Source organism: Bifidobacterium sp. UBA6881 (assembly GCA_002451435.1).
Lineage (GTDB): Bacteria > Actinomycetota > Actinomycetes > Actinomycetales > Bifidobacteriaceae > Bifidobacterium.
This window is the reverse complement of sequence record DKCF01000106.1, coordinates 35102-54200: the sequence shown is the minus strand read 5'-3', so window position 1 is coordinate 54200 and position 19099 is coordinate 35102. Positions and strand designations below refer to the sequence as shown.

Annotated in this window: 18 protein-coding genes; 5 read left to right on the top strand and 13 right to left on the bottom strand. The window is 62.0% G+C overall.

Annotation, left to right across the window (positions count from 1 at the left end):
• The first annotated feature begins 67 nt into the window (after window positions 1-67).
• From B3C64_RS08130 to pafA, 3 genes are all read left to right on the top strand, one after another.
• Complete coding sequence (locus B3C64_RS08130) at window positions 68-898, top strand: inositol monophosphatase family protein (protein WP_291534973.1); 831 nt, start codon at window positions 68-70, stop codon at window positions 896-898.
• Window positions 899-980: 82 nt separating this feature from the next.
• Window positions 981-1172, top strand: coding sequence for a ubiquitin-like protein Pup (locus tag B3C64_RS08125; RefSeq protein WP_291534972.1), 192 nt, complete (start codon window positions 981-983; stop codon window positions 1170-1172).
• A complete protein-coding gene (gene pafA, locus B3C64_RS08120; protein WP_291534971.1) occupies window positions 1172-2638 on the top strand; it encodes a Pup--protein ligase in 1467 nt (488 codons plus the stop codon). Before B3C64_RS08125 ends, pafA begins: the two co-directional genes overlap by 1 nt.
• 60 nt (window positions 2639-2698) lie before the next feature.
• Here the strand turns inward: pafA and B3C64_RS08115 are convergent, their stop codons facing one another.
• The 13 genes from B3C64_RS08115 to B3C64_RS08055 all read right to left on the bottom strand — a co-directional run bounded on the left by B3C64_RS08115 (window position 2699) and on the right by B3C64_RS08055 (window position 16441).
• A complete protein-coding gene (locus B3C64_RS08115; RefSeq protein WP_291534970.1) occupies window positions 2699-3499 on the bottom strand; it encodes a dioxygenase in 801 nt (266 codons plus the stop codon).
• Entirely contained in the window at window positions 3496-3852 is a 357-nt protein-coding gene (locus B3C64_RS08110; RefSeq protein WP_298047793.1) for a MarR family transcriptional regulator, read from the bottom strand. Before B3C64_RS08110 ends, B3C64_RS08115 begins: the two co-directional genes overlap by 4 nt.
• 205 nt (window positions 3853-4057) lie before the next feature.
• Window positions 4058-4339 carry an HU family DNA-binding protein gene (locus B3C64_RS08105; protein WP_003808664.1) on the bottom strand — a complete coding sequence of 94 codons (282 nt, stop codon included), beginning with the start codon at window positions 4337-4339 and terminating at the stop codon, window positions 4058-4060.
• Between the two features lie 154 nt (window positions 4340-4493).
• Entirely contained in the window at window positions 4494-6944 is a 2451-nt protein-coding gene (locus B3C64_RS08100; protein ID WP_414632188.1) for a lysylphosphatidylglycerol synthase transmembrane domain-containing protein, read from the bottom strand.
• A 129-nt stretch (window positions 6945-7073) separates the two neighbouring features.
• Window positions 7074-8516, bottom strand: coding sequence for an adenylosuccinate lyase (purB, locus tag B3C64_RS08095; protein WP_291534967.1), 1443 nt, complete (start codon window positions 8514-8516; stop codon window positions 7074-7076).
• Between the two features lie 72 nt (window positions 8517-8588).
• Window positions 8589-10064: an alpha/beta fold hydrolase gene (locus tag B3C64_RS08090; protein WP_291534966.1), complete on the bottom strand. Its 1476-nt coding sequence runs from the start codon at window positions 10062-10064 to the stop codon at window positions 8589-8591.
• Window positions 10065-10503: 439 nt separating this feature from the next.
• Window positions 10504-11070, bottom strand: coding sequence for a DUF6466 family protein (locus B3C64_RS08085; protein WP_291534965.1), 567 nt, complete (start codon window positions 11068-11070; stop codon window positions 10504-10506).
• Entirely contained in the window at window positions 11067-12086 is a 1020-nt protein-coding gene (locus tag B3C64_RS08080; RefSeq protein ID WP_291534989.1) for a vWA domain-containing protein, read from the bottom strand. The genes B3C64_RS08085 and B3C64_RS08080 overlap by 4 nt, the downstream gene beginning before the upstream one ends.
• Window positions 12083-13150 carry a VWA domain-containing protein gene (locus tag B3C64_RS08075; protein WP_291534964.1) on the bottom strand — a complete coding sequence of 356 codons (1068 nt, stop codon included), beginning with the start codon at window positions 13148-13150 and terminating at the stop codon, window positions 12083-12085. The genes B3C64_RS08080 and B3C64_RS08075 overlap by 4 nt, the downstream gene beginning before the upstream one ends.
• Window positions 13150-13674: a hypothetical protein gene (locus B3C64_RS08070; protein WP_291534963.1), complete on the bottom strand. Its 525-nt coding sequence runs from the start codon at window positions 13672-13674 to the stop codon at window positions 13150-13152. Before B3C64_RS08070 ends, B3C64_RS08075 begins: the two co-directional genes overlap by 1 nt.
• Entirely contained in the window at window positions 13671-14624 is a 954-nt protein-coding gene (locus B3C64_RS08065; protein ID WP_291534962.1) for a DUF58 domain-containing protein, read from the bottom strand. Before B3C64_RS08065 ends, B3C64_RS08070 begins: the two co-directional genes overlap by 4 nt.
• Window positions 14621-15712 (bottom strand): AAA family ATPase, encoded by a 1092-nt coding sequence (locus tag B3C64_RS08060; RefSeq protein WP_291534961.1) that lies wholly within the window; start codon window positions 15710-15712, stop codon window positions 14621-14623. The genes B3C64_RS08065 and B3C64_RS08060 overlap by 4 nt, the downstream gene beginning before the upstream one ends.
• Before the next feature lie 18 nt (window positions 15713-15730).
• On the bottom strand, window positions 15731-16441 hold the full coding sequence (locus B3C64_RS08055) for a uracil-DNA glycosylase (RefSeq protein ID WP_291534960.1): 711 nt from the start codon (window positions 16439-16441) through the stop codon (window positions 15731-15733).
• Window positions 16442-16590: 149 nt separating this feature from the next.
• Here B3C64_RS08055 and B3C64_RS08050 point away from each other — a divergent pair, with 149 nt between their 5' ends.
• Window positions 16591-17280 carry a LytR C-terminal domain-containing protein gene (locus tag B3C64_RS08050; RefSeq protein ID WP_291534988.1) on the top strand — a complete coding sequence of 230 codons (690 nt, stop codon included), beginning with the start codon at window positions 16591-16593 and terminating at the stop codon, window positions 17278-17280.
• A 278-nt stretch (window positions 17281-17558) separates the two neighbouring features.
• The coding region (groL, locus tag B3C64_RS08045) for a chaperonin GroEL (RefSeq protein WP_291534959.1) at window positions 17559-19099 on the top strand (1541 nt) is incomplete at its 3' end.

Here is a 19099-nt window from a genome sequence, read left to right as displayed (position 1 = left end):
AAACGGCGTCCGGCGTATATGGAGAGGAAGAGCCGACGCCGTCGAAGAGGAAGCGGAAACGTAACCCATGGAATTGCGGCAAGTAGCCCTCGAAGTGGCCCGTATCCTGCAGGATGCAGGCAAACACGCATTGAACGACCAGACGAATCCCCGTGATCTGAGGAGTCTTGAAGTGGCTCAGGAATATTTCCACTTCACCTCCGATCTCGACAAGCGCCTGCAGCAGTACATCAGCGGCAAGCTGTCCGAAATCGAGACGTTCGATGGGTTCTGGCAGACCCGTCCGGAGCAATGCCATCCGGGAGAACGGTACTGGTGCGTCGGCGGCATCGATGGCGTGATCAATTTCGCGCGCAACATGCCCGAATGGACGATCACCGTCACCCTGTTCGAATTCAACGAGCAGGGGTCCGCCCAGCCCATTCTCTCGATCGTGCACGCGCCGGCGCTCCGCATGACCTATCTCGCGGTGCGCGGATCGGGCGCCATCCGCATCCGCAGGACGCCGTTGGGCGAGAAGCGCGAAAAGATCATGCCCTCGACCACGGCCTCGCTGGACAGCGCGGTGGTGAGTTATGGCATGTCCCATGTGCCCGAGGAATCCAGGCGCGCGCTCGAAGTCGTGGGGCGCATCGCGGGACGTCCCGCCGACATCAAGCGCGTGGGCCCGGCCTCCCTCGACCTGTGCAAGGTCGCGGACGGCACGTATGACGCGTATTTCGAACCCCATCTGCATAAGTGGGACGTTCCCGCCGTGTCCGCAGGCGCCGTCGTGGTCTGGGAGGCCCAAGGACGGCTGACCCAATGGAACGGCGAAGGCATGCACTGGCGTCAGGAGAACGACGTGGTGGCCACCAACGGGTTGATCACCGACGACCTGAGCCAGTATTTGGCATAACGCCGTGGAGCCGCGCCGCACCTGGGTAAGGTGTGGCGCAGCGCGTTTCCGCGCTTTTCGCAGACTTTCACAAAGGAGAATCATGCCTCAGGAATTTGAGCAGACGCAATCCGCGGCAACCCCGCAGCGGACGGACGAAGCCGCGGCCGTCTCCGCGAAGCAGACCGTCACGAACGATGACGCATTGGACGCCGTGCTGGATGACATCGAATCCGTGCTGAACGAAAACGCGGAGGAATACGTGGGCAGCTTCGTGCAAAAAGGCGGCGAGTGATGCCGCAGCTGCGTGATAGCGGCAATCATTCCACGGCCCCGCTTGACGCGGATACCGTGCATGAGATGCGCTCGTTCGACCGCATATTCGGCATCGAGACCGAATACGGCGTCAGCGTGACCGGCGCCGATTCGCCGTGCGACGCCGGTCAGACGGCCATGATGATGTTCCAGCCGATAGTCGCCCAATCGCGATCCACCAACACCTACATCGAAAACGGCTCGCGTCTGTATCTCGATGTCGGGTCCCATCCCGAGTACGCCACGGCGGAGGCGCGTGACCCCATGGACGCCTTGGCTCTGGACGTGGCCGGTGAATCGGTGATGCGCGATCTCGCCTTGGACGCCCAGCGTAGATTGCGCGCCGGGCATGGCGGAGGCGCCTTGGTGCATGTGTTCAAAAACAACGTCGATTCCGCGGGTCATTCCTTCGGATGCCATGAGAACTATCTGGTGCGGCGCTTTGTGCCGTTGAAGACCATCGAACGCGAGCTGCTGCCGTTCCTCATCACCCGCCAGATCTTCACCGGCGCCGGACGGATGGGGGAGGGCGGATTCCAAATCACGCAACGTGCGGATTTCCTCGACGAGGCCGTTTCCTCGGCGACCACCCGTTCCCGTCCGATGGTGAACACCAGGGACGAACCGCATGCCGATCCGGATGCGTTCCGGCGTCTGCATGTGATCATCGGGGACTCCAATCGTTCGCAGTGGGCCACGATGATGAAACTGGCCACGACGCATCTGGTGCTGTGCGTCATCGAACAGGCGGGGAGAGAGGGGCGTGAATCCGGATTCGCGCGCTTCGCCTTCGCCGATGCCAGCGAGTCGAACCATAAGGTCAGCCGCGATCTGAGCGGCGTGGACGCGTCCTTCGCCATGGCCGACGGAACCACGTTGCGTGGCGGTGCCGTGGCCGTCCAGGAACGGTATTTGCAGGCCGTGGAATCGTTTGTGGATGGGCATCCCGAGGTAATCGGCTCATTGCCGCGCACCGATGCGCGCGATGTGCTTCGGCAGTGGCGGGAGACGCTGGATGCGTTCCGTTCCGGCGATGTCGCCTGTCTGTCCGACAAGGTGGATTGGATCTGCAAGCACCGTCTTTTCGAGGCGCTGCGCGCACGCATGCACGGTGATGTTTCCGAACGCAGGTTCGAGCAGCTGGATTTGGACTACCACGATGTCGCCAATGGCGTTTTGTATCCGTCGCTGTGTCGCCGCGGCGGTATGGGAAGACTTGTCGACGATGAGACGGTCGCACAGGCGCGGACCATGCCGCCCACCGATACGCGCGCCTCGTTGCGCGGCCGGTTCGTCAGCAAGGCGAAGGCGTGCGACGCGCGGTATTCCTGTGACTGGACCAGATTGGCGTTGACGAGTCCGCAACGATTGGAAACGGTGATGCTCGATCCGTTCGATGCGAATCCTTCCGAGCAATTCGCGCTGATGATGAACGCGCTGCATTGAGCTCGGACGAGCCGGTCGACGGCGGGAGCATGAAGGTCCGTCATCAGCGGCTCGGATGAATCAGGCCTCGCCGCGATATTTCGCCATCATCTGCGATTGCAATTGCTGAGCGCTGGGCGGCGTCCATGTGATGGCGTCCGCGCCGGCCTTGATGGTGGCGAGAATGCGTTCTTCGGAACCTCCGCCGGAGGCCAGTATCGGAATTTCCGGATGGTGCGCGCGGATGCTCGCCACCACTTGGGACGTGCGTGCCCCGGCCGCGACATTGATGATCGCCGCTCCGGCAAGGATTTTGCATTCGGTGACCTCATCGTCTTCGGTGACCGTGGCGATGACGGGGATGTCGACCATCGACATGGTGGTCTCGATGGTTTCCGCAGGTGCCGGAGCGTTGATGACCACGCCCGCCGCGCCCTGCATCTCCGCCACCATGGCGAGTTCCGCCACGCGTGGGCCGGTTGTGGTGCCGCCGCCCACGCCTACGAACAACGGCATCTGCGCGACGGTAAGCAGTGCCTGGGTGATCACCGGTTCTCCGGTGAATGGATAGACGGCAAGGATGGCGTTGGCATTGGTGTTGCGGATGATGACCGCGTCGGTGGTGTACGCGAACGATTTGAGTGTGTGTCCCTTGACGGTGATGCCGCCGCATTGTTGCGCGATGATTCCAGGCACCCGCGCGTTGGGCGATGAAAGTCGCCCCTCGACCCGTGCCGTGCCATACGTCGTGCGTGAGACGTGCGGCACGGACGCGTGCTGTTCCATCGCGATGGAAGCGCTGGGAGCGAATAACGAACGCTTGTCGAGACGAAACGGCTTCGAAGCGTCGGGACGGTCGCTGTCTTCCTGTGCGCTGCTCATTCCTGTACCTTCCTGCCGGTGTGGTTCAGTGTGAGGAACTCATGGATGGCTTTTCGCCGCTCTGCGATTTCCTCATCCAGGAGTTTGGTGTCGGTGTTGTCGATGATACGCCGCAGCAGTTCGCTGAGGGTGGAAAGTTCGTCCTCCGTCAGACAATCGAGCATGCTGGTGGCCGAAACATGATGTTCGTGGAGCTGCCGTGATGACGGCGTGCCCTGCGGTGAAGCCTCGCCATGCAGGCGTGAATTCGCGCGCAGCGCGCGTTTCGCCCGCGTCGCCTTCAGTTTCGTGTGCAGCAGCAGAATGTTGAGTTCGTGGAGCTGGTTGATGATTTCCCTGCGTCGGTCGGCCATGGCAATCCTCATCGATATGGTCATATTGTCTAATATTCATCATTCATCGGGGAATCGACAAATGCGTGACATCTCCGGGCGAATACGGGAAAGCCCCGGCGACCATGGTATATCCGTCTGCCGATTGCCGGTTCGGAATTCTCCGATACGGCAATCGACAGATGGATGCGATGGAAGTCGGGGCTTGTATCGCGAAGGGCGGAACTTACTTGGTGACGGCCTTCTTCAGCAGGGAGCCGGCGGAGATGCGGACACCGTAGGTCGCCGGAATTTCGATGGTCTCGCCGGTGCGCGGGTTGCGTCCGGTGCGGGCGGCGCGCTTGACGCGCTCAGCGGAGAACAGGCCGGTCAGCTTCAGACCTTCGCCGGACTGCATTGCCTCGACGAACACGTCCTGGAAAGCGTTTACAGCGGCCTCAGCCTGCGCCTTGGTCAGGTTGGACTTCTGAGCGATCTTCGAGACGAGATCAGACTTGTTGTATGCCATAAAGCATCCTTCTTGTATCAGGGGATATTCCGATTCACGAACATCCACGTTCCCTACGATAGTAGCGCAATCCATGCCGAAAAGCGTCATTTTTCAAGGGTTTTTAGCTCTTTTTTCATAAAAAGGGGACAAAAGGCAGGAAACGAGGCGCGCTCTAGATCAAATTGTGTCGGTCAAGCCACTTCATCGCCGCGGCTCCCACGGGAATGCGCAGCCAGTAGAAGGCGATTCTGTAGACGAGAGTAGCGGAGACCGCGATGGTCGAGGGGATGCCGACCGCGGTGAACGCGACGGACAGCGCCGCCTCCACCGCGCCCAGACCGCCCGGCGTCGGCACCGCGGAGCCCAAGGTGTTCGCCAGAAGGAAGATGAACGTCGTCTCGATGGGATTGGTATGGCATCCGAACGCCATCAGCGCTGCCCAGAATCCGAGACCGGTCGCGATGTTCAACACCAGCGCGCCGACGACGCCGAACGCCAGCTCCTTCGGACGGGTGAGCACATTGATGAGATTGCGCGCGTATGCCTTGACCAACGGCAGATACCTGTCGGTGATCAGATGCCGTATCGGCGGAACCACCATGGCCGCGGAAACCACCAATGCGACGATGGCGATCACCATGATCAGCGTGTTGGTGGGAATCATGCCCGACAGGGTGCTGCGTCCTGTGAACAGGCCGATGATCAGCAGCAGAACGACGGTGGTACCGCCTTGTACGGCCCAGACGGCACTCATGATCGCCGTCGCGGCCGTGTTCCGATAACCGCTTTTGCGCAGGAACTGCAGATTCACGAATGCGGGACCGACGCCGGCGGGCATGGAGACCGCGGTGAAGCCGGAAGCCATCTGCGAGCACAGCAATCCGAACGGATCGCGTTTGTCGGCATCCATGAACCCGCCCAACGTCATGGCCGAACCGAACCAGGCGACGAATCCCAAAGCCACGCATATCAGGGCCATCGGCACATTGGCCTGTCGTATCGCCGCGATCATTTCCGCGGGCTGGATCTGCGTGAACACCACATACACCGCGACGACGAGCAGGGCGATGGCGATGAAGGAACGGAAGCTGAACCGGGACAGCGGCACTTTCTCCATCGCGTCGGCCGCATCCTGCGGAGCCAGGGAGGAGATGCGCGTGCGCAGGTCGTCGAGCAGGTGTTTGTTCCAGCCGGGCAGCGCGCGGGTGGAGGCGGGGACCGCGGCCTTTTGCACGAACGGGGCCAGATCGACCAGCTTTTCGTCGCCCCATGTACGTCGTGCGCAGGCAAGCGCGCGGTCGATGCCGTTCAACGCGCTGAGCAGCGCCAGCAACTGCACCTTGTCGAGTGTGGGGTTCGGCGCCGAACTGCCGTAGTCGCCGTTTTGCCAGCCGGCGATCACCGGAGCGCCGTCTTCCATGCGGGACAGCGTGTCGGGGGTGATGCGCCGATGGGTGAATCCGCGGCGGTGCGCTTCGGAAAGATACCGCATGAAACATTCCATGTCGTGATCCGACATGGTATTCGGATTGCACTCCAAGGGCATGCGGTTCCGGTGGAACACGAGAATCGAGGATTCGCCGCTGTCCGCGACGCCATAGACGCCGGGCGTCGTCATGCCGGCATTCGCCATGCCGAGGATCATCGCGTAATGATGGTGAATCGAATCGAAGGATGACCGGTCGCGACGCATGGACACGCCGTTCAGACGGATCCACTGCCATACCTGATTGAGATAGCCGGCCACATGCACCTGGTTGTCGAGCACCGACACCGTGTATTGACGGCCCTTGTCGTCGGCGACGTCGTAAATGCGGGAGTTCTCGATGAGGTCATCGTCAAGCGTGGTCTGAAGGACTCCGGAATCCGCATAGGGCGTGAGTCTCCTCGACAACGCCGTGACGGTGATGCCGATGGATTGCAGGGATTGCGCGAGCTGTCTGCCCCAGACGCCGTTGTTCTGCGTGCCCAGGGCGAAACGAATCAGCATGCCGACGATACGGCCCACGACGAAGGAGACGATGACGCCGGTCAGGGAATTCCACGAGAGCACCACAAGCAGCACAGCCACGGCGTACAGCACGTTCCAGCCCCATTTGACCGTGGACCGTGTGCGACGCGGGCCTGCCACCGTCAGGAAAGACGCCATGGCCGCGTAAAAATCAGGCAGCAGGCCGGCTCCCTCCGAGGTGCCGTTCGACAGCATGGACAACACCAGCAGCTCGCCTCCGGTGGCGCTGATTATCGCCGAAGTGCACCAGACCGCGGCGAACCCGAGGATCAACGCCAATGCGGAGATCACGCTTTGCAGCCATTCCTTGGCGGTCACCAATTGCAGCAGCACGCCCATGGTGATGCAGACGATGGCGAATTGCTGCAGCAGCGACGTCGGCACGTCCATCAGCCAGCCGATGGCATGGCTGGCGGACCGGACATCCGATTCCACGCCCGAGGCCGTGCCGTGAAGATAGATGGAGAACAGGATGACGATCACGCCGAGCAACAAGGCGAAGAAGGCATGCAGCAGGTCGGCGTAATCGCGATTGCGTTTCGGTGGAATGTCATCGATGCGCGGGGTTTGCGCTGCTGCGGTGGATGCGTGGACGTCAGACACGGTGGGCATGCTCCGTAAGTATGGGGATGAATCGACGGCGGGTATATGCGTTCCCGCCGATGTAGATAATACGCCTTGGGGCGGTTGCACGGAAATGCAACCGCCCCAAGGCGTGGTGTCCACTATGCGCGGATTCGATCAGCGATCGAAATCGACGAGTTTGCCGGCCGCTCCCACATAGGTGGACGGGGTCAGGGCCTTGAGACGCGCCGCGGTGGCCTCGTCGAAGGACTGCTGGTCGATGAAACGCTCGACGGCCTCCTTGGAGATCTCGTGGCCGCGCATAAGCTCCTTGACCTTCTCGTACGGCTTGTCCATGCCGGGCAGACCGGCGAGTTCGCAGGCGCGCATGGCGGTCTGGATCGGCTCCCCGAGCACCTCCCAGTTGGAATCAAGCTCGGCCTGGATGGCGATGTCGTTCGGATGGATGGAGTTCAGTCCGCCCAACAGGTTGTTCAGCGCCAGCACGGAATATCCCAGAGCGGAACCGATGTTGCGCTGCGTGGTGGAATCCGTCAGGTCGCGCTGCCAACGGGATTCGACCAGTGTGGCGGACAACGTGTCCAGCAGCGAGCACGAAAGCTCCAGATTCGCCTCGGCGTTCTCGAAACGAATCGGATTGACCTTGTGCGGCATCGTGGACGAGCCGGTGGCGCCCTTGACCGGCACCTGCGCGAACACGCCACGGGAGATGTACATCCACACGTCGACGCACAGGTTGTGCAGGATGCGGTTGGTGTGGCTGATCGTACCGTACAGTTCGGCCTGCCAATCATGCGATTCGATCTGCGTGGTCAGCGGGTTCCACGTCAGTCCCATGCGGTTGGTGACGAACTCCTTGGAGACCGCGATCCAATCGACGTCCGGGCAGGCCGCCAGATGCGCGCCGAACGTGCCGGTGGCGCCGTTGATCTTGCCCAGATACTCCTGCGCCCTGACCTTGTTCAGCTGGCGGTTCAGACGGTACACGTACACCGCGAGCTCCTTGCCCAGCGTGGTCGGGGTGGCCGGCTGGCCGTGGGTCAGGGACAGCATGGCCTTGTCACGGTAGTCGTTCGCCTTCTGCGCAAGATGGTCGACGATCGCCTGCGCCCCGGGGAGCCAGACGTTCTCGACGCCGTTTTTCACGCAGCGCGCGATGGACAGGTTGTTGATGTCCTCCGACGTGCAGGCGAAATGCACCAGGGTCTTGAGGTTCGTCAGCTGCGTCTCATGGCCCAGCACCGTCGCGGCCTTGTCGAGCTGGTCGTCGATGTAGTATTCCACGGCCTTCACGTCGTGGTGGGTGACGGCCTCATGGGCGGCGTGCCGGGCGATGCCCTCGGCACCGAAATCCTCGGGGATGGAACGCAGGAAAGCCTGCTCCTCCTCGGTCAGCGGCTTCACGCCGGGAACGATGGTCTGGTTGCCGTTGCCTTCGAAGCCATTGGCGAGCAGAATCATCCATTCCACTTCGACGCGCATGCGCTCGCGGTTCAACGCGGGCTCGCTCAGATATTCGACAAGGGGAGCCGTCTGCTTGTGGTAGCGGCCGTCAAGAGGGGTCAATGCGATTGCTGGAGAGATGTCAGTAAGCTTCATAGCCAATAGCATACGTTCAGCCGTAAACGAGACGCGGCTTCCGTCCGACGGCCGGAAGCCGCGAAGATGGAATCAGTGGCTCATGCGCCCCTGCCAATACGTCACCTCCTCGAGCTCGCCGTCGATGACGCTTTGGAAATGCCGCTCATGCTCGCCGACGGCGTGCGAGCCCAGATCCGTGGCGTTCTGGTATGCGGCCTGATGGTATTCGATCCAATGGGTTATCTCCTTCTCCCGAGGGGCGTTGGCGACCTTAGTGCCTCCGAAGATTCGTTTGGCGGCCTCGGAGGTGCGCTCCACCGTGCCCCGGACCGTCAGCCTGTTGTCGAGGTCGGGGTTCGCGGCGCCGTCCGCCGCGGCGACGATCTCATCCTCCATCTCGATGCTGGTCACCCAGGTCTTTTCCGGAATCGGATGGTTGGCGATCGGGGATCCCGCCGTGACCACATGTTCGATGTCGTATTCGTCCTGCAGGTCGGAGGCCAGCGTCGCGGCGACGATGCCGCCTTGGGAATGGCCGATAAGCGCGACGGGCTCGTCGGAGCCGATGCCGGCCTCCTGCATGGCCTTGTGCACCATGCGCGCGCTGTCGGCCCGCATACGCTGCTGTGGGTCCGTGCTCATCAGATCGATGTTCTGCGACCAGCCGAACGGCGAATCGTCTTCGCCGTCCGTTCCCGGAATCGTGACGAGCCATGAATACGAGCCGTCGGATCTGCGGTATTTCGAAATGGCGACGGTGGCGTAATCGAGCCCGCTGCCGATGTCGATTTTGCCGAGTCGTTCCTCTGCGAGTCTGCGCAGGTCCTCCATGGATTCCGTGACGCTGTGCGATTCCCCTACCACGTCGGCTTTCGCCTTCACCTCGGTCACGGTGAGCCTGTTGCCCTGAATCCGGTTCTTCCGTGGTTCCGTATATTCCGACAGACGGGTTGCCGCACGGTTGACCTCGTCCTCGCGCAGCAATCCCTTGAACGGGGACATGCCCGACAACAGGGTTCCTGCCGCGCCCAGCACGGCCTCATGCGCGGGACTCAACGCGTCGCTCGCATGGATATGGTTGATTTTGCCGTCCTTGACGGAACCGGAGATCCAGCCATAGCCGGCAGTGAGTCCCAAGCCTATGGCGGATTCCAGGGGACGGGCGATGAACAGGGTCTGCAGCAGATTGCGCATCGTTCGTCTGCTGCTGTCGTCAGCCTGCGAATACAGCGATTGCGCGCGGATGATCAGTACGGACAGTTCGGCGAGCTCATCCGCCATGCCGTTCAATATGCGGGCATGCGCGGAACAGCGCTCCACGATCTGATCGAGCGGGAATTCGAAATGGTCCGGCGCGGAGCAACCCGTGCCGGTATGCGATGTCGGAAGCGATGCCGCGAGCGGGCCCATCACACGTTGCACGTTCAGAAGGCCAAGCGACTTTCCGATCGTGCGCAGCGTCGCGGATTCCCGTCCCAACGCCTGCGCCGTGGTGAGATACTCCTGATATTCGGCGGCGGAGAATCTTCGGCCGCCGCTGATGCTTGCCGAAACCTGCCAGTTCATGCCTCACCTGCTGACCAAAGAAGGCGTGACGTTCCGCCTGCGGCGTCCCGCAGGGCCAATGCCTGTTTGTGGATGTCGGTTACTTGGGTCCTATACGCTTCGGCCGCGAGGCCAGACCATCCCGGAAGCGTGCTGAACGCGAGTATCGAATCCAATTCGTCGAGACGCTTCGACAATTCGGACAGGGCGTTGCCGATTATCGCCTGATTGGCGCGTGCGACGAGGCGGCATGGGCATGTCTGGTCCGCAAGGACGTTCCCAATGGCGAATGTGCGTAAAGTGTTCATGACGTTATTGGAACACAGGAAGTCCCGATAATGGAAGGGAACCACGGCCTGTGGTCGGAGGACGCCCAAAAAAGACGGTGCCGGCGTGTCTTCGTTGGAAAGCCAAGGGAAACACGCCGGCCGTCATGTGGATAACATATCGCGAAACGACCCTACCAAGGTTTGGTGGGCGAGTCCGAATCGTTCTGCTTCTGCTTCGCGGAGCTGCTTGAATCGGATTGCGTCGATTGTGTGTTCTGTGCCAACAGATCCTCCACCTTCTGGCGTTGTTCCTCGGTGAGGTCGCTTTTGCTTTTCGTCTTGGCGTCGGCGGTGTCCTGACCGGCCACGGTCTGGTCGTCCGTTCCGGATGTTCCGGATTGCTGGCCGTTTTGGGCCTTGGTCTTGGCGAGCACATACTTGGTCAACGCGCGGGACGTCGCGCCGTTGTGGTCGATGGCCTCACGCAGCCCCGGCAATATCAGGATTCGTGCCGAAGCGGCCTCCTGGAATTGCGCGTCGACCTGTTGCTGTTTGGCGTACAAGCCATTGAAATCGGCATCCGTCCGCTTGCTTGCCTTGATGTTGGTTCGAAGGCTTTGCGTCGCCTGGTTGTAATTGGTCAGGGCCACGAAATTCACCAATGCGGCCGAGCCGACGATGAGCAGCGAAACCGCGGCCACCCCCAGGATGATGCGGACAGGCAATGAGGCGCGGGGCCTCAGCGACTTTTTGCTCACAGCAGCCTCCTTGATTGCGACAGCCAGGCTCCCAATTCGCATGCGAGCAGCACCGCGGCCGCCACCGCCAAAGGCCAGACCACGGGAGTCGTCCTGACGCGTTTCTTCACGGTTTGCGTGATCCGCCATTTGTTGGAGGCCTCCTTGGAGGCCCCGGCGCTCATCGTGTTCTTCGCGTCGAGTTTCAGCGCGGTTCCGCTGAGTTCGTCGGCGATGGACGCCATTTCGGCCGCGTCCATGCGGGAGACGCCCGGCTTGCCGGTGCTGGGATCGGTGACCCATTGTCCATCGCTGCTGCCCGTGCCGTTGACGGTGACCGGGATGTTGCCGCCTTGCTCGCTGCCGACCGCGACCGTGAACGCGTCGGAAAGGTACCGCCGCAACGAGGAGAACGAACGCCGGGTCTTCGCGGAGGTCTGCTCGCCGTCCGAGATGAGGTACAGGATGACCGCATCATCGTGGTGCTGTTCATGAATCGACTTGCAGGTCAGCAGCAGCTGGTCGATCGGTGTGTCCAGGGTGGAGCCCGCCGATACGGAAGTGGCCTCGGGCGCGAGCGTGTCGGCCCAATTGTCGATGGCCTGCGAATCGGGAGTCAGCGGCACATCCAAGGTACCGGAAGCGCCGAAGCGCACCGCGGCGAAACTTGAATTCGGATACAGGGCGGTGATGTCCTTCACCGCCTGCCTGGCCGCATCGATACGACTCACCTTCGTATCGGACCCGTATTGCGCGTCGGCGACGGCCATCGAACCGGTCACGTCGACGGCGACGACCACGTCGGTGCCGTTCACCGCTCGGCTGCTTGTCTCCGATACCATGCTGGGAGTCAACGCCATGACGGCGACGATCGCGCAAAGCAGCGCGCGCCGGACACATGCCCAGACCGTTTCGTCGCTGTTCGCGTGCCGACGGACATGAAGCACGACCTGCGTGATGCCGAGAACAAGCATCGCCGATGCGACGGCGATGCCGGCAGGCCATCCCAAAGCCGGTGCAAACGTCAGACCATTCATCGTCTCAACCTCCAAGCCAATGCCAGCCATACCATGACGGCCAGAGCCAGAGCCAAGGTCCACCAGCCGGGAGCGTCGACCATCGCGGCCTTGTTGCTGGATTCGCTTTCATGGTTCCGCCGCGATTCTATTTCCCTGACCAGCTCGGAAACGGAACGCCCGTTCGACTGGGTGAGGAAAATACCCCCATGCGCCTCGATCTCGGATTTGAAATCCTTGGTGGTTTTTTCCGATTCGCTTTCCTTCGGTCCGGAGAACAGGCCGTCGACGGTGATATGCGATTGTCTGGTCAGGTCCAAAGCCTCCTTCAAGGTGTACGTCGGCTTGCCCGAAACGACATTGTCCGTCGCCAGCACGATGGAGGCGGCGCGCTGGCGCGCGGTGCTGCCCGCATCCGCGCTGCCGTATGCGAATCCGGGCAGCATGGCCGCGCAGCTCACCACGCCGTCACCGATCAACGACGTGGATTCCTTACGGTTCTGGGTGCCTTCCAGCCAATCGGAGATCGCCTGGTAATCGCTGTCCTTCATCTTGTCGATGTCGTCCTGGGTCTCGACGCCCTTCAGTATCGAAGCGGCCTTCTTGAGCTGTCGGGAGACGAGGTCGTAATCGTCGGTCAAGGGGAACACGGTGCGCGACGTCGAATTGAAGATGCTCAGTCCGATGCGCTCGCCTTTGAAATTGTCCAGCATCTTGCCGTAGGTGTCGATTACCTCACGATCGTAAGGCAACGTCGACCCCGAGACATCGAGACACAGTACGATGTCTCGGCTGCTGGCGCGTTCCTCGCCTTCATCGACTTTACCGGGACGCGCCACCAAGGCCACGGCAAGCGTCAAGGCGATTACCAACACGGCAACTGCCGTTCTGGACAGAACGCGCCATTGACGGAAAAGCCGCGACGCGGATTCGGTGTTGAGGTCGTCGTCCAGGCTGAACGACTGCGCATCGGACGACGTCGGCCGTTTCCGCATGCCGGAGACCAGCATTATGAGGACGATGATCGCCAGCGCGATTACGGCTCCGGCGAGTCCGGCCCAAGGCCAATGCCACGACAGCTGCATCAGCGCCACCTTTCCACGAGAGCGGACACCCATTCGCCGGCCTGCTCGACGGTTGTCGAACGCGCCGTGTGGTTATGCTCCGCGTCCGCGAATTCCGGCGGATACAAGGCACCGATGGTCTGGCGGAGCAAAACGAGCCCCTGCCCGTTGCCGGTGGTTTGGGGCAGCGATGAGATGTCGGTCAACGTCTGGGTGCGTACATCCGCCCCGGTGATCTCCGATGCGTACTCGCGTGCGATCGCGGCGAGTTGCGCGAACGCCTCCTCGCGGTCGATTTCCCCTGCGGCATGGCGTGCCACGACACTATTGATGCGCTCATGCCAAATCGTTCTCGACGAGCGTTCGCCGTGACGTCCGACGCTATTCTTTTTCGGGAGCCGATGGCTTGGACGGGACAGGAAGACCACCAAGGCGGCCATGGCGATCGCAAGTGACGCGCAGGCCACGATTGCGATGACGAGTCCGGTCTCCCAGTGAATCGGGTCCATCGTATCGAACTGCTGTGCGGCGGAATGCATCATCATGCATTGCCCTCCAATGGAAGCGTGGGTGGGTTTTTGAGCTGGTTGCGGGTGGTCTGCGCCAAGGAAGTGGAGACGATGCGCACGAATTCATGGAACATGCGCTCGCTCGAATCGGCCCGGATCACCGTGGAACCGCAATGGATCAGCGCGTGCCTGATGGAAGCCGCGAGATACGCACGGTGCGTGCGCACTTCCTGAGCGGTCTTCGAGGTCCGCAGGAACGCCGGGACACGGCGGTTTCCCACGCCGTCACGCACATTGCGGCAATGCGATTCGTCGAAGGGATTGATCGTGGCCACGTCGATCAGCACCATCGGATGCGTTTTCGCAAGCGTGCCGATGGCGTCCAGATGGCGTTGGCGGAGCGCATGCTCGTCGGTGGCCAGAACGATCAACGACGAGCGATCGCGGATGCGGCGCGCGTATTCCAGCAGCGCGTCGATATTGCGCGGATCGTTCCATTGGCGTTCCAGCGCCTCGTCCAATGTCCGCTCGAACTGCGCGAGCCCGCCGTTGAACGGCACGCGGGTGATTGATTTTGCGTCGCCGAAAACCAATGAGATCTCGTCCCCGCGCCGCAGGCTCAGCGTGGCGAACATGCGCAGCGCGTTCGCGGCCACCTGGTATGCGCGCTCTTTGGAGACGCAGGTTCCGGTCATCTCGCGTCCGACGTCCATCAGAAGCCAGGCGCGCGATGTCGAGGGACGCTCCCGCTGCACCACCATGGGGCGTCCAAGTCGTGCGCTGATCTTCCAATCGATGCGTTTCGCCTCGTCGCCGGCCTCGTAGGCGCGGATATCCATGACGTCGTCGGATCCGAAGCGTCGGTTCGACGAGTGCACGCCTTCGAGGACTCCAAGGGCCTTGCGCACGGTCGGCAGGCTCAACGTGGTTCCGAGTGCTTCGATTTTTCTGCGAATCGGGTCTTCGGAACGTGTTTCGTCGATCATGGGACGGGAACCGCCTGCACGATGGAATCCACGACCTGGTCGCTGGTGATGCCGTCGGCCAGGGCCTCGAACGTCAGCAGCACGCGGTGACGCAGCACCTCATGGGCGAAGGCCTTCACGTCCTCGGGGATCACATAATCGCGTCCCTGCATCAACGCGTGGGCCTGCGAGATGCGGACCAATGCGATGGACGCTCGCGGGGAAGCGCCGAGACGGACGAGACTGGAGAGTCCCTGCACCGGCTTGCTGCCCGCGCCACGCGATGTCGCCACGATATCGACCACGTATTGCATGATCGCATCGGACACATGTACTCGTCGCGCCGACGCGCGGAGGAATTCGACGTCGTTGATGGAGATGACGCCGCCGTTGACCGCGCCGGCGTCGAACGTGTCGGAACCACGACGGGTGAGCATGGCAAGCATGCGCTGCTCGTCCTGGGTGCTCGGATAGGTCATGACGGCCTTCATCATGAAACGGTCCATCTGCGCCTCGGGAAGGTTGAACGTGCCCTCCTCTTCGATTGGGTTCTGCGTGGCGATGACCATGAACGGCTTGGGCAGCGCTATGCGTTGCCCGCCGATGGTGGTCGCGCCCTCGGCCATCGCCTCAAGCATGGCCGACTGGGTCTTCGCGTTGGAACGGTTGATTTCGTCGAGCAGCACGAAGTTGGCGTGGATCGGCCCGATCTGCGTGGCGAACTTCTGTGTCGAGAAGTCGAATACCTGGGTGCCCACCAAGTCGGAAGGCATGAGGTCCGGCGTGCACTGCACGCGCTTGAATGTTCCGGAGACGGAGGTGGCCAGGGTCTGCGCGGCGGTGGTCTTGGCCAGACCCGGCACCGATTCGATGAGGATGTGCCCGCCGGCCACAAGCGTGGTGATGAGCGATTCGCGCAGATTGTCCTGCCCGACCAGGGTCTGTTGGAACCTCGCGCGAATCTGGGCGCCGAGGCTCTTGGCTCGATTGATGTCTTCCGCCGACAAGGCCGCCGGTTGCATGGCCGGCCGCGCCGCGGAGCGCGCAACCGGCGGCACGGGCACTGAGGCTGGAGAAGGTATTGAATTCTTAGGAGGGAATAAAGCCATGTGCCCTACTGTAACGACTCAAGCTGACGGAAGCGACCAATCGACTGGTTTTTCGCCGGCCGCCACCAACGCCTGATTCGCACGCGAGAACGGTTTGGATCCGAAGAAGCCGTACCTCGCCGACATCGGACTCGGATGAGGGGATTTGATGATGGCCGCGTTGGTGAGCAGGGGCTCCAGCGTCTGCGCCTTGCGCCCCCAGAGAATCGCCACCAATGGCTTGGGGCTCCCATCGGGATTGCGGCGGCCGTTAAGCGCGCGGATCGCGGCGTCGGTGACGGTTTCCCAGCCTTGGTTCTGATGGCTGCCGGGTCTGCCGACCTCGACGGTCAGGCATCTGTTGAGCAGCATGACGCCCTGTTTGGTCCATGGCGTCAGGTCTCCGTTCGCCGGCATGGGAACGCCGAGATCGTCGGTCAGCTCCTTGTAGATGTTCGCCAGGCTGCGGGGCAGGGGGCTGACGTCCGGAGCCACGCAGAAGCTCAGACCGACGGGATGGCCCGGAGTGGGATAGGGGTCTTGCCCGACGATCAGCACCTTGATGCTGTCGAACGGTATGGTGAACGCGCGCAGAATGTTTTTGCTCGCCGGGAGGTACCGGCGTCCCGCGGCTAGCTCTCCGCGGAGGAAATTGCCCATGATGTGGATCTGGGGCTCGACGTCGGCGAGGGCTTCCGCCCAGCCGGGTTCGACCAGATCCTTCAATGGCTTGATGTGAGCTTGTGTCATGCGTCCCACTGTACGACGCACGGTGGTACCGACGGGTTCCGACGCCGGTGGACGATAGGGCGGAGCGTGTGCGTCGCGTCGAATATTATGCGCTGACTGCGGTGACCGGTACACTGGGCACCAGCAACATGAGAATCGAGGACGCAAAGATGGCTCACAAGGACAAGCAAACCTACGACTCCTATACCAAGGATGTATTCGACAATCCGCCGGCTGGTCCGCTGGGCGTGCACCGCGGTTCCCGTTCCGCGGCGTCCCGTGCGTTGCCGTACGTCGTCGTCATCATCGTGGCGATGCTGGCCGGATTGCTGTTCTGGGGCATCTATTCAGGCGAGCTCAGCAATGTGAAGCTGCCATGGTCCTCCCAGGAAAGCTCTTCCACCACGACGTCCTCGAAGCACAAGCAATCGACGGATGCCACAAAGAAACAATCCGACGCCAATAATGATTCCGCTTCCTCCGGCACGTCCACGGACACGCAGGACCAGAGCGCATCGTCCTCCGACGCCGAGTCGTCATCGTCCGATGACGCCGCTGGAAACGCCACCGGCACGGATACGGAAAGCCAGGCGGTCAACCACGGCACGCAGATTCGCGTGCTGAACGCCACCAGCATCTCCGGATATGCGAAAAGCAAGGCCGACGTGTTGTCGCAGGCCGGATACACAAGCGTTTCCGCAAGCAACCCGACGGGCACCGTCCCATCCCAGACCGTGGTCTGGTACCAGAACGAAACGGACAAGGCCACCGCGGAGAACGTCGCCCAGACCTTGGGCATCTCCAATGTGCAGCAGAGCGACGGCATCGTGACGCCGATCGTCGTGGTGCTGCTGGACTGAGAACGTCGTACTGCCGACGAAGGTCCCGTTCCCTGGGAAGTCACCCAAGGGACGGGGCCTTTCGTTTTCTCGGGATTGCACGTTTTTCTGGCTCGGGGCGCGGAATCTTTCTTGCTGACAGCGCAAAGGACATGGCCAAGTTTGGCACTCTCGGCATGAGAGTGCTAATGTGCCAATTAGCACTCGAGGAGTGAGAGTGATAACCGGCAGCTGACGGCTGGTCATGGCTCCGCTGCGAGGGTGGAAGTAATACTGTGCAGCCATATGTGGAGGAAACAATGGCAAAGATCATTGCGTATGATGACGAAGCTCGTCAGGGAATGCTCGCGGGCCTCGACAAGCTCGCCGATACCGTCAAGGTCACCCTTGGACCGAAGGGCCGCAACGTGGTGCTGGACAAGACCTACGGCGCTCCGACCATCACCAACGATGGCGTTTCCATCGCCAAGGAGATCGACCTCGACGACCCGTACGAGCGCATCGGCGCCGAGCTGGTCAAGGAAGTCGCCAAGAAGACCGATGACGTCGCGGGCGACGGCACCACCACCGCTACCGTGCTGGCTCAGTCCCTGGTCCACGAAGGCCTGAAGAACGTGACCGCGGGTTCCAACCCGATCGCTCTGCGTCGCGGCATCGAAAAGGCTTCGGACGCCATCGTCAAGGAACTCGTGGCGGCCGCCAAGGACGTCGAGACCAAGGATCAGATCGCGGCCACCGCGACGATCTCCGCGGCGGATCCGGAAGTCGGCGAGAAGATCGCCGAGGCTCTGGACAAGGTCGGCCAGGATGGCGTCGTGACCGTCGAGGACAACAACCGCTTCGGCCTGGACCTCGACTTCACCGAGGGCATGCGCTTCGACAAGGGCTACATCGCCCCGTACTTCGTGACCAACTCCGAAGACCAGACCGCCGTTCTGGAGGATCCGTACATTCTGCTGACCTCCAGCAAGCTGAGCTCCCAGCAGGATGTCGTGCACATCGCCGAGCTGGTCATGAAGACCGGCAAGCCGCTGCTGATCATCGCCGAGGACGTCGACGGCGAGGCGCTGCCGACCCTGATTCTGAACAACATCCGTGGCACCTTCAAGTCCTGCGCCGTCAAGGCTCCGGGCTTCGGCGACCGCCGTAAGGCCATGCTGCAGGATATGGCCATCCTGACCGGCGCGCAGGTCGTTTCCGAGGAGCTGGGTCTGAAGCTCGACTCCGTCGACATGTCCGTGCTGGGCACCGCCAAGAAGGTCATCGTCTCCAAGGACGAGACGACCATCGTCTCCGGTGGCGGCTCCAAGGAAGACGTGGCGGCTCGCGTGGCCCAGATCCGCGGCGAGATCGCCAACACCGATTCCGACTACGATCGTGAGAAGCTGCAGGAGCGTCTGGCCAAGCTGGCCGGCGGCGTCGCGGTCATCAAGGTCGGTGCCGCCACCGAGGTGGAGGCCAAGGAGCGCAAGCACCGCATCGAGGATGCGGTTCGTAACGCCAAGGCCGCCATCGAGGAAGGCCTGCTGCCGGGTGGTGGCGTCGCTCTGGTCCAGGCTGCCGCCAAGGCCCAGAAGGACGTCAAGCTCGAGGGCGACGAGGCCACCGGTGCCGCCATCGTGTTCCGTGCCATCGAAGCGCCGATCAAGCAGATCGCCGAGAACGCCGGCCTGTCCGGTGACGTGGTCATCGACAAGGTTCGTTCCCTGCCTGACGGTCAGGGCCTGAACGCCGCCACCAACGAGTACGTGGACCTGCTGGCCGCCGGTGTCACCGACCCGGTGAAGGTCACCCGTTCCGCACTGCAGAACGCGGCTTCCATCGCTGGTCTGTTCCTGAC

Bases quoted from the DNA above. Each gene is read 5' to 3' on its own strand.
- B3C64_RS08080 (WP_291534989.1), bottom strand. From the start codon at position 12,086: ATGAATGGTCTGACGTTTGCACCGGCTTTGGGATGGCCTGCCGGCATC.
- B3C64_RS08075 (WP_291534964.1), bottom strand. From the start codon at position 13,150: ATGCAGCTGTCGTGGCATTGGCCTTGGGCCGGACTCGCCGGAGCCGTA.
- B3C64_RS08070 (WP_291534963.1), bottom strand. From the start codon at position 13,674: ATGATGATGCATTCCGCCGCACAGCAGTTCGATACGATGGACCCGATT.
- B3C64_RS08110 (WP_298047793.1), bottom strand. From the start codon at position 3,852: ATGGCCGACCGACGCAGGGAAATCATCAACCAGCTCCACGAACTCAAC.
- B3C64_RS08130 (WP_291534973.1), top strand. From the start codon at position 68: ATGGAATTGCGGCAAGTAGCCCTCGAAGTGGCCCGTATCCTGCAGGAT.
- B3C64_RS08060 (WP_291534961.1), bottom strand. From the start codon at position 15,712: ATGGCTTTATTCCCTCCTAAGAATTCAATACCTTCTCCAGCCTCAGTG.
- B3C64_RS08125 (WP_291534972.1), top strand. From the start codon at position 981: ATGCCTCAGGAATTTGAGCAGACGCAATCCGCGGCAACCCCGCAGCGG.
- B3C64_RS08100 (WP_414632188.1), bottom strand. From the start codon at position 6,944: ATGCCCACCGTGTCTGACGTCCACGCATCCACCGCAGCAGCGCAAACC.
- B3C64_RS08090 (WP_291534966.1), bottom strand. From the start codon at position 10,064: ATGAACTGGCAGGTTTCGGCAAGCATCAGCGGCGGCCGAAGATTCTCC.
- B3C64_RS08050 (WP_291534988.1), top strand. From the start codon at position 16,591: ATGGCTCACAAGGACAAGCAAACCTACGACTCCTATACCAAGGATGTA.
- B3C64_RS08055 (WP_291534960.1), bottom strand. From the start codon at position 16,441: ATGACACAAGCTCACATCAAGCCATTGAAGGATCTGGTCGAACCCGGC.
- B3C64_RS08065 (WP_291534962.1), bottom strand. From the start codon at position 14,624: ATGATCGACGAAACACGTTCCGAAGACCCGATTCGCAGAAAAATCGAA.
- pafA (WP_291534971.1), top strand. From the start codon at position 1,172: ATGCCGCAGCTGCGTGATAGCGGCAATCATTCCACGGCCCCGCTTGAC.
- purB (WP_291534967.1), bottom strand. From the start codon at position 8,516: ATGAAGCTTACTGACATCTCTCCAGCAATCGCATTGACCCCTCTTGAC.
- B3C64_RS08105 (WP_003808664.1), bottom strand. From the start codon at position 4,339: ATGGCATACAACAAGTCTGATCTCGTCTCGAAGATCGCTCAGAAGTCC.
- B3C64_RS08115 (WP_291534970.1), bottom strand. From the start codon at position 3,499: ATGAGCAGCGCACAGGAAGACAGCGACCGTCCCGACGCTTCGAAGCCG.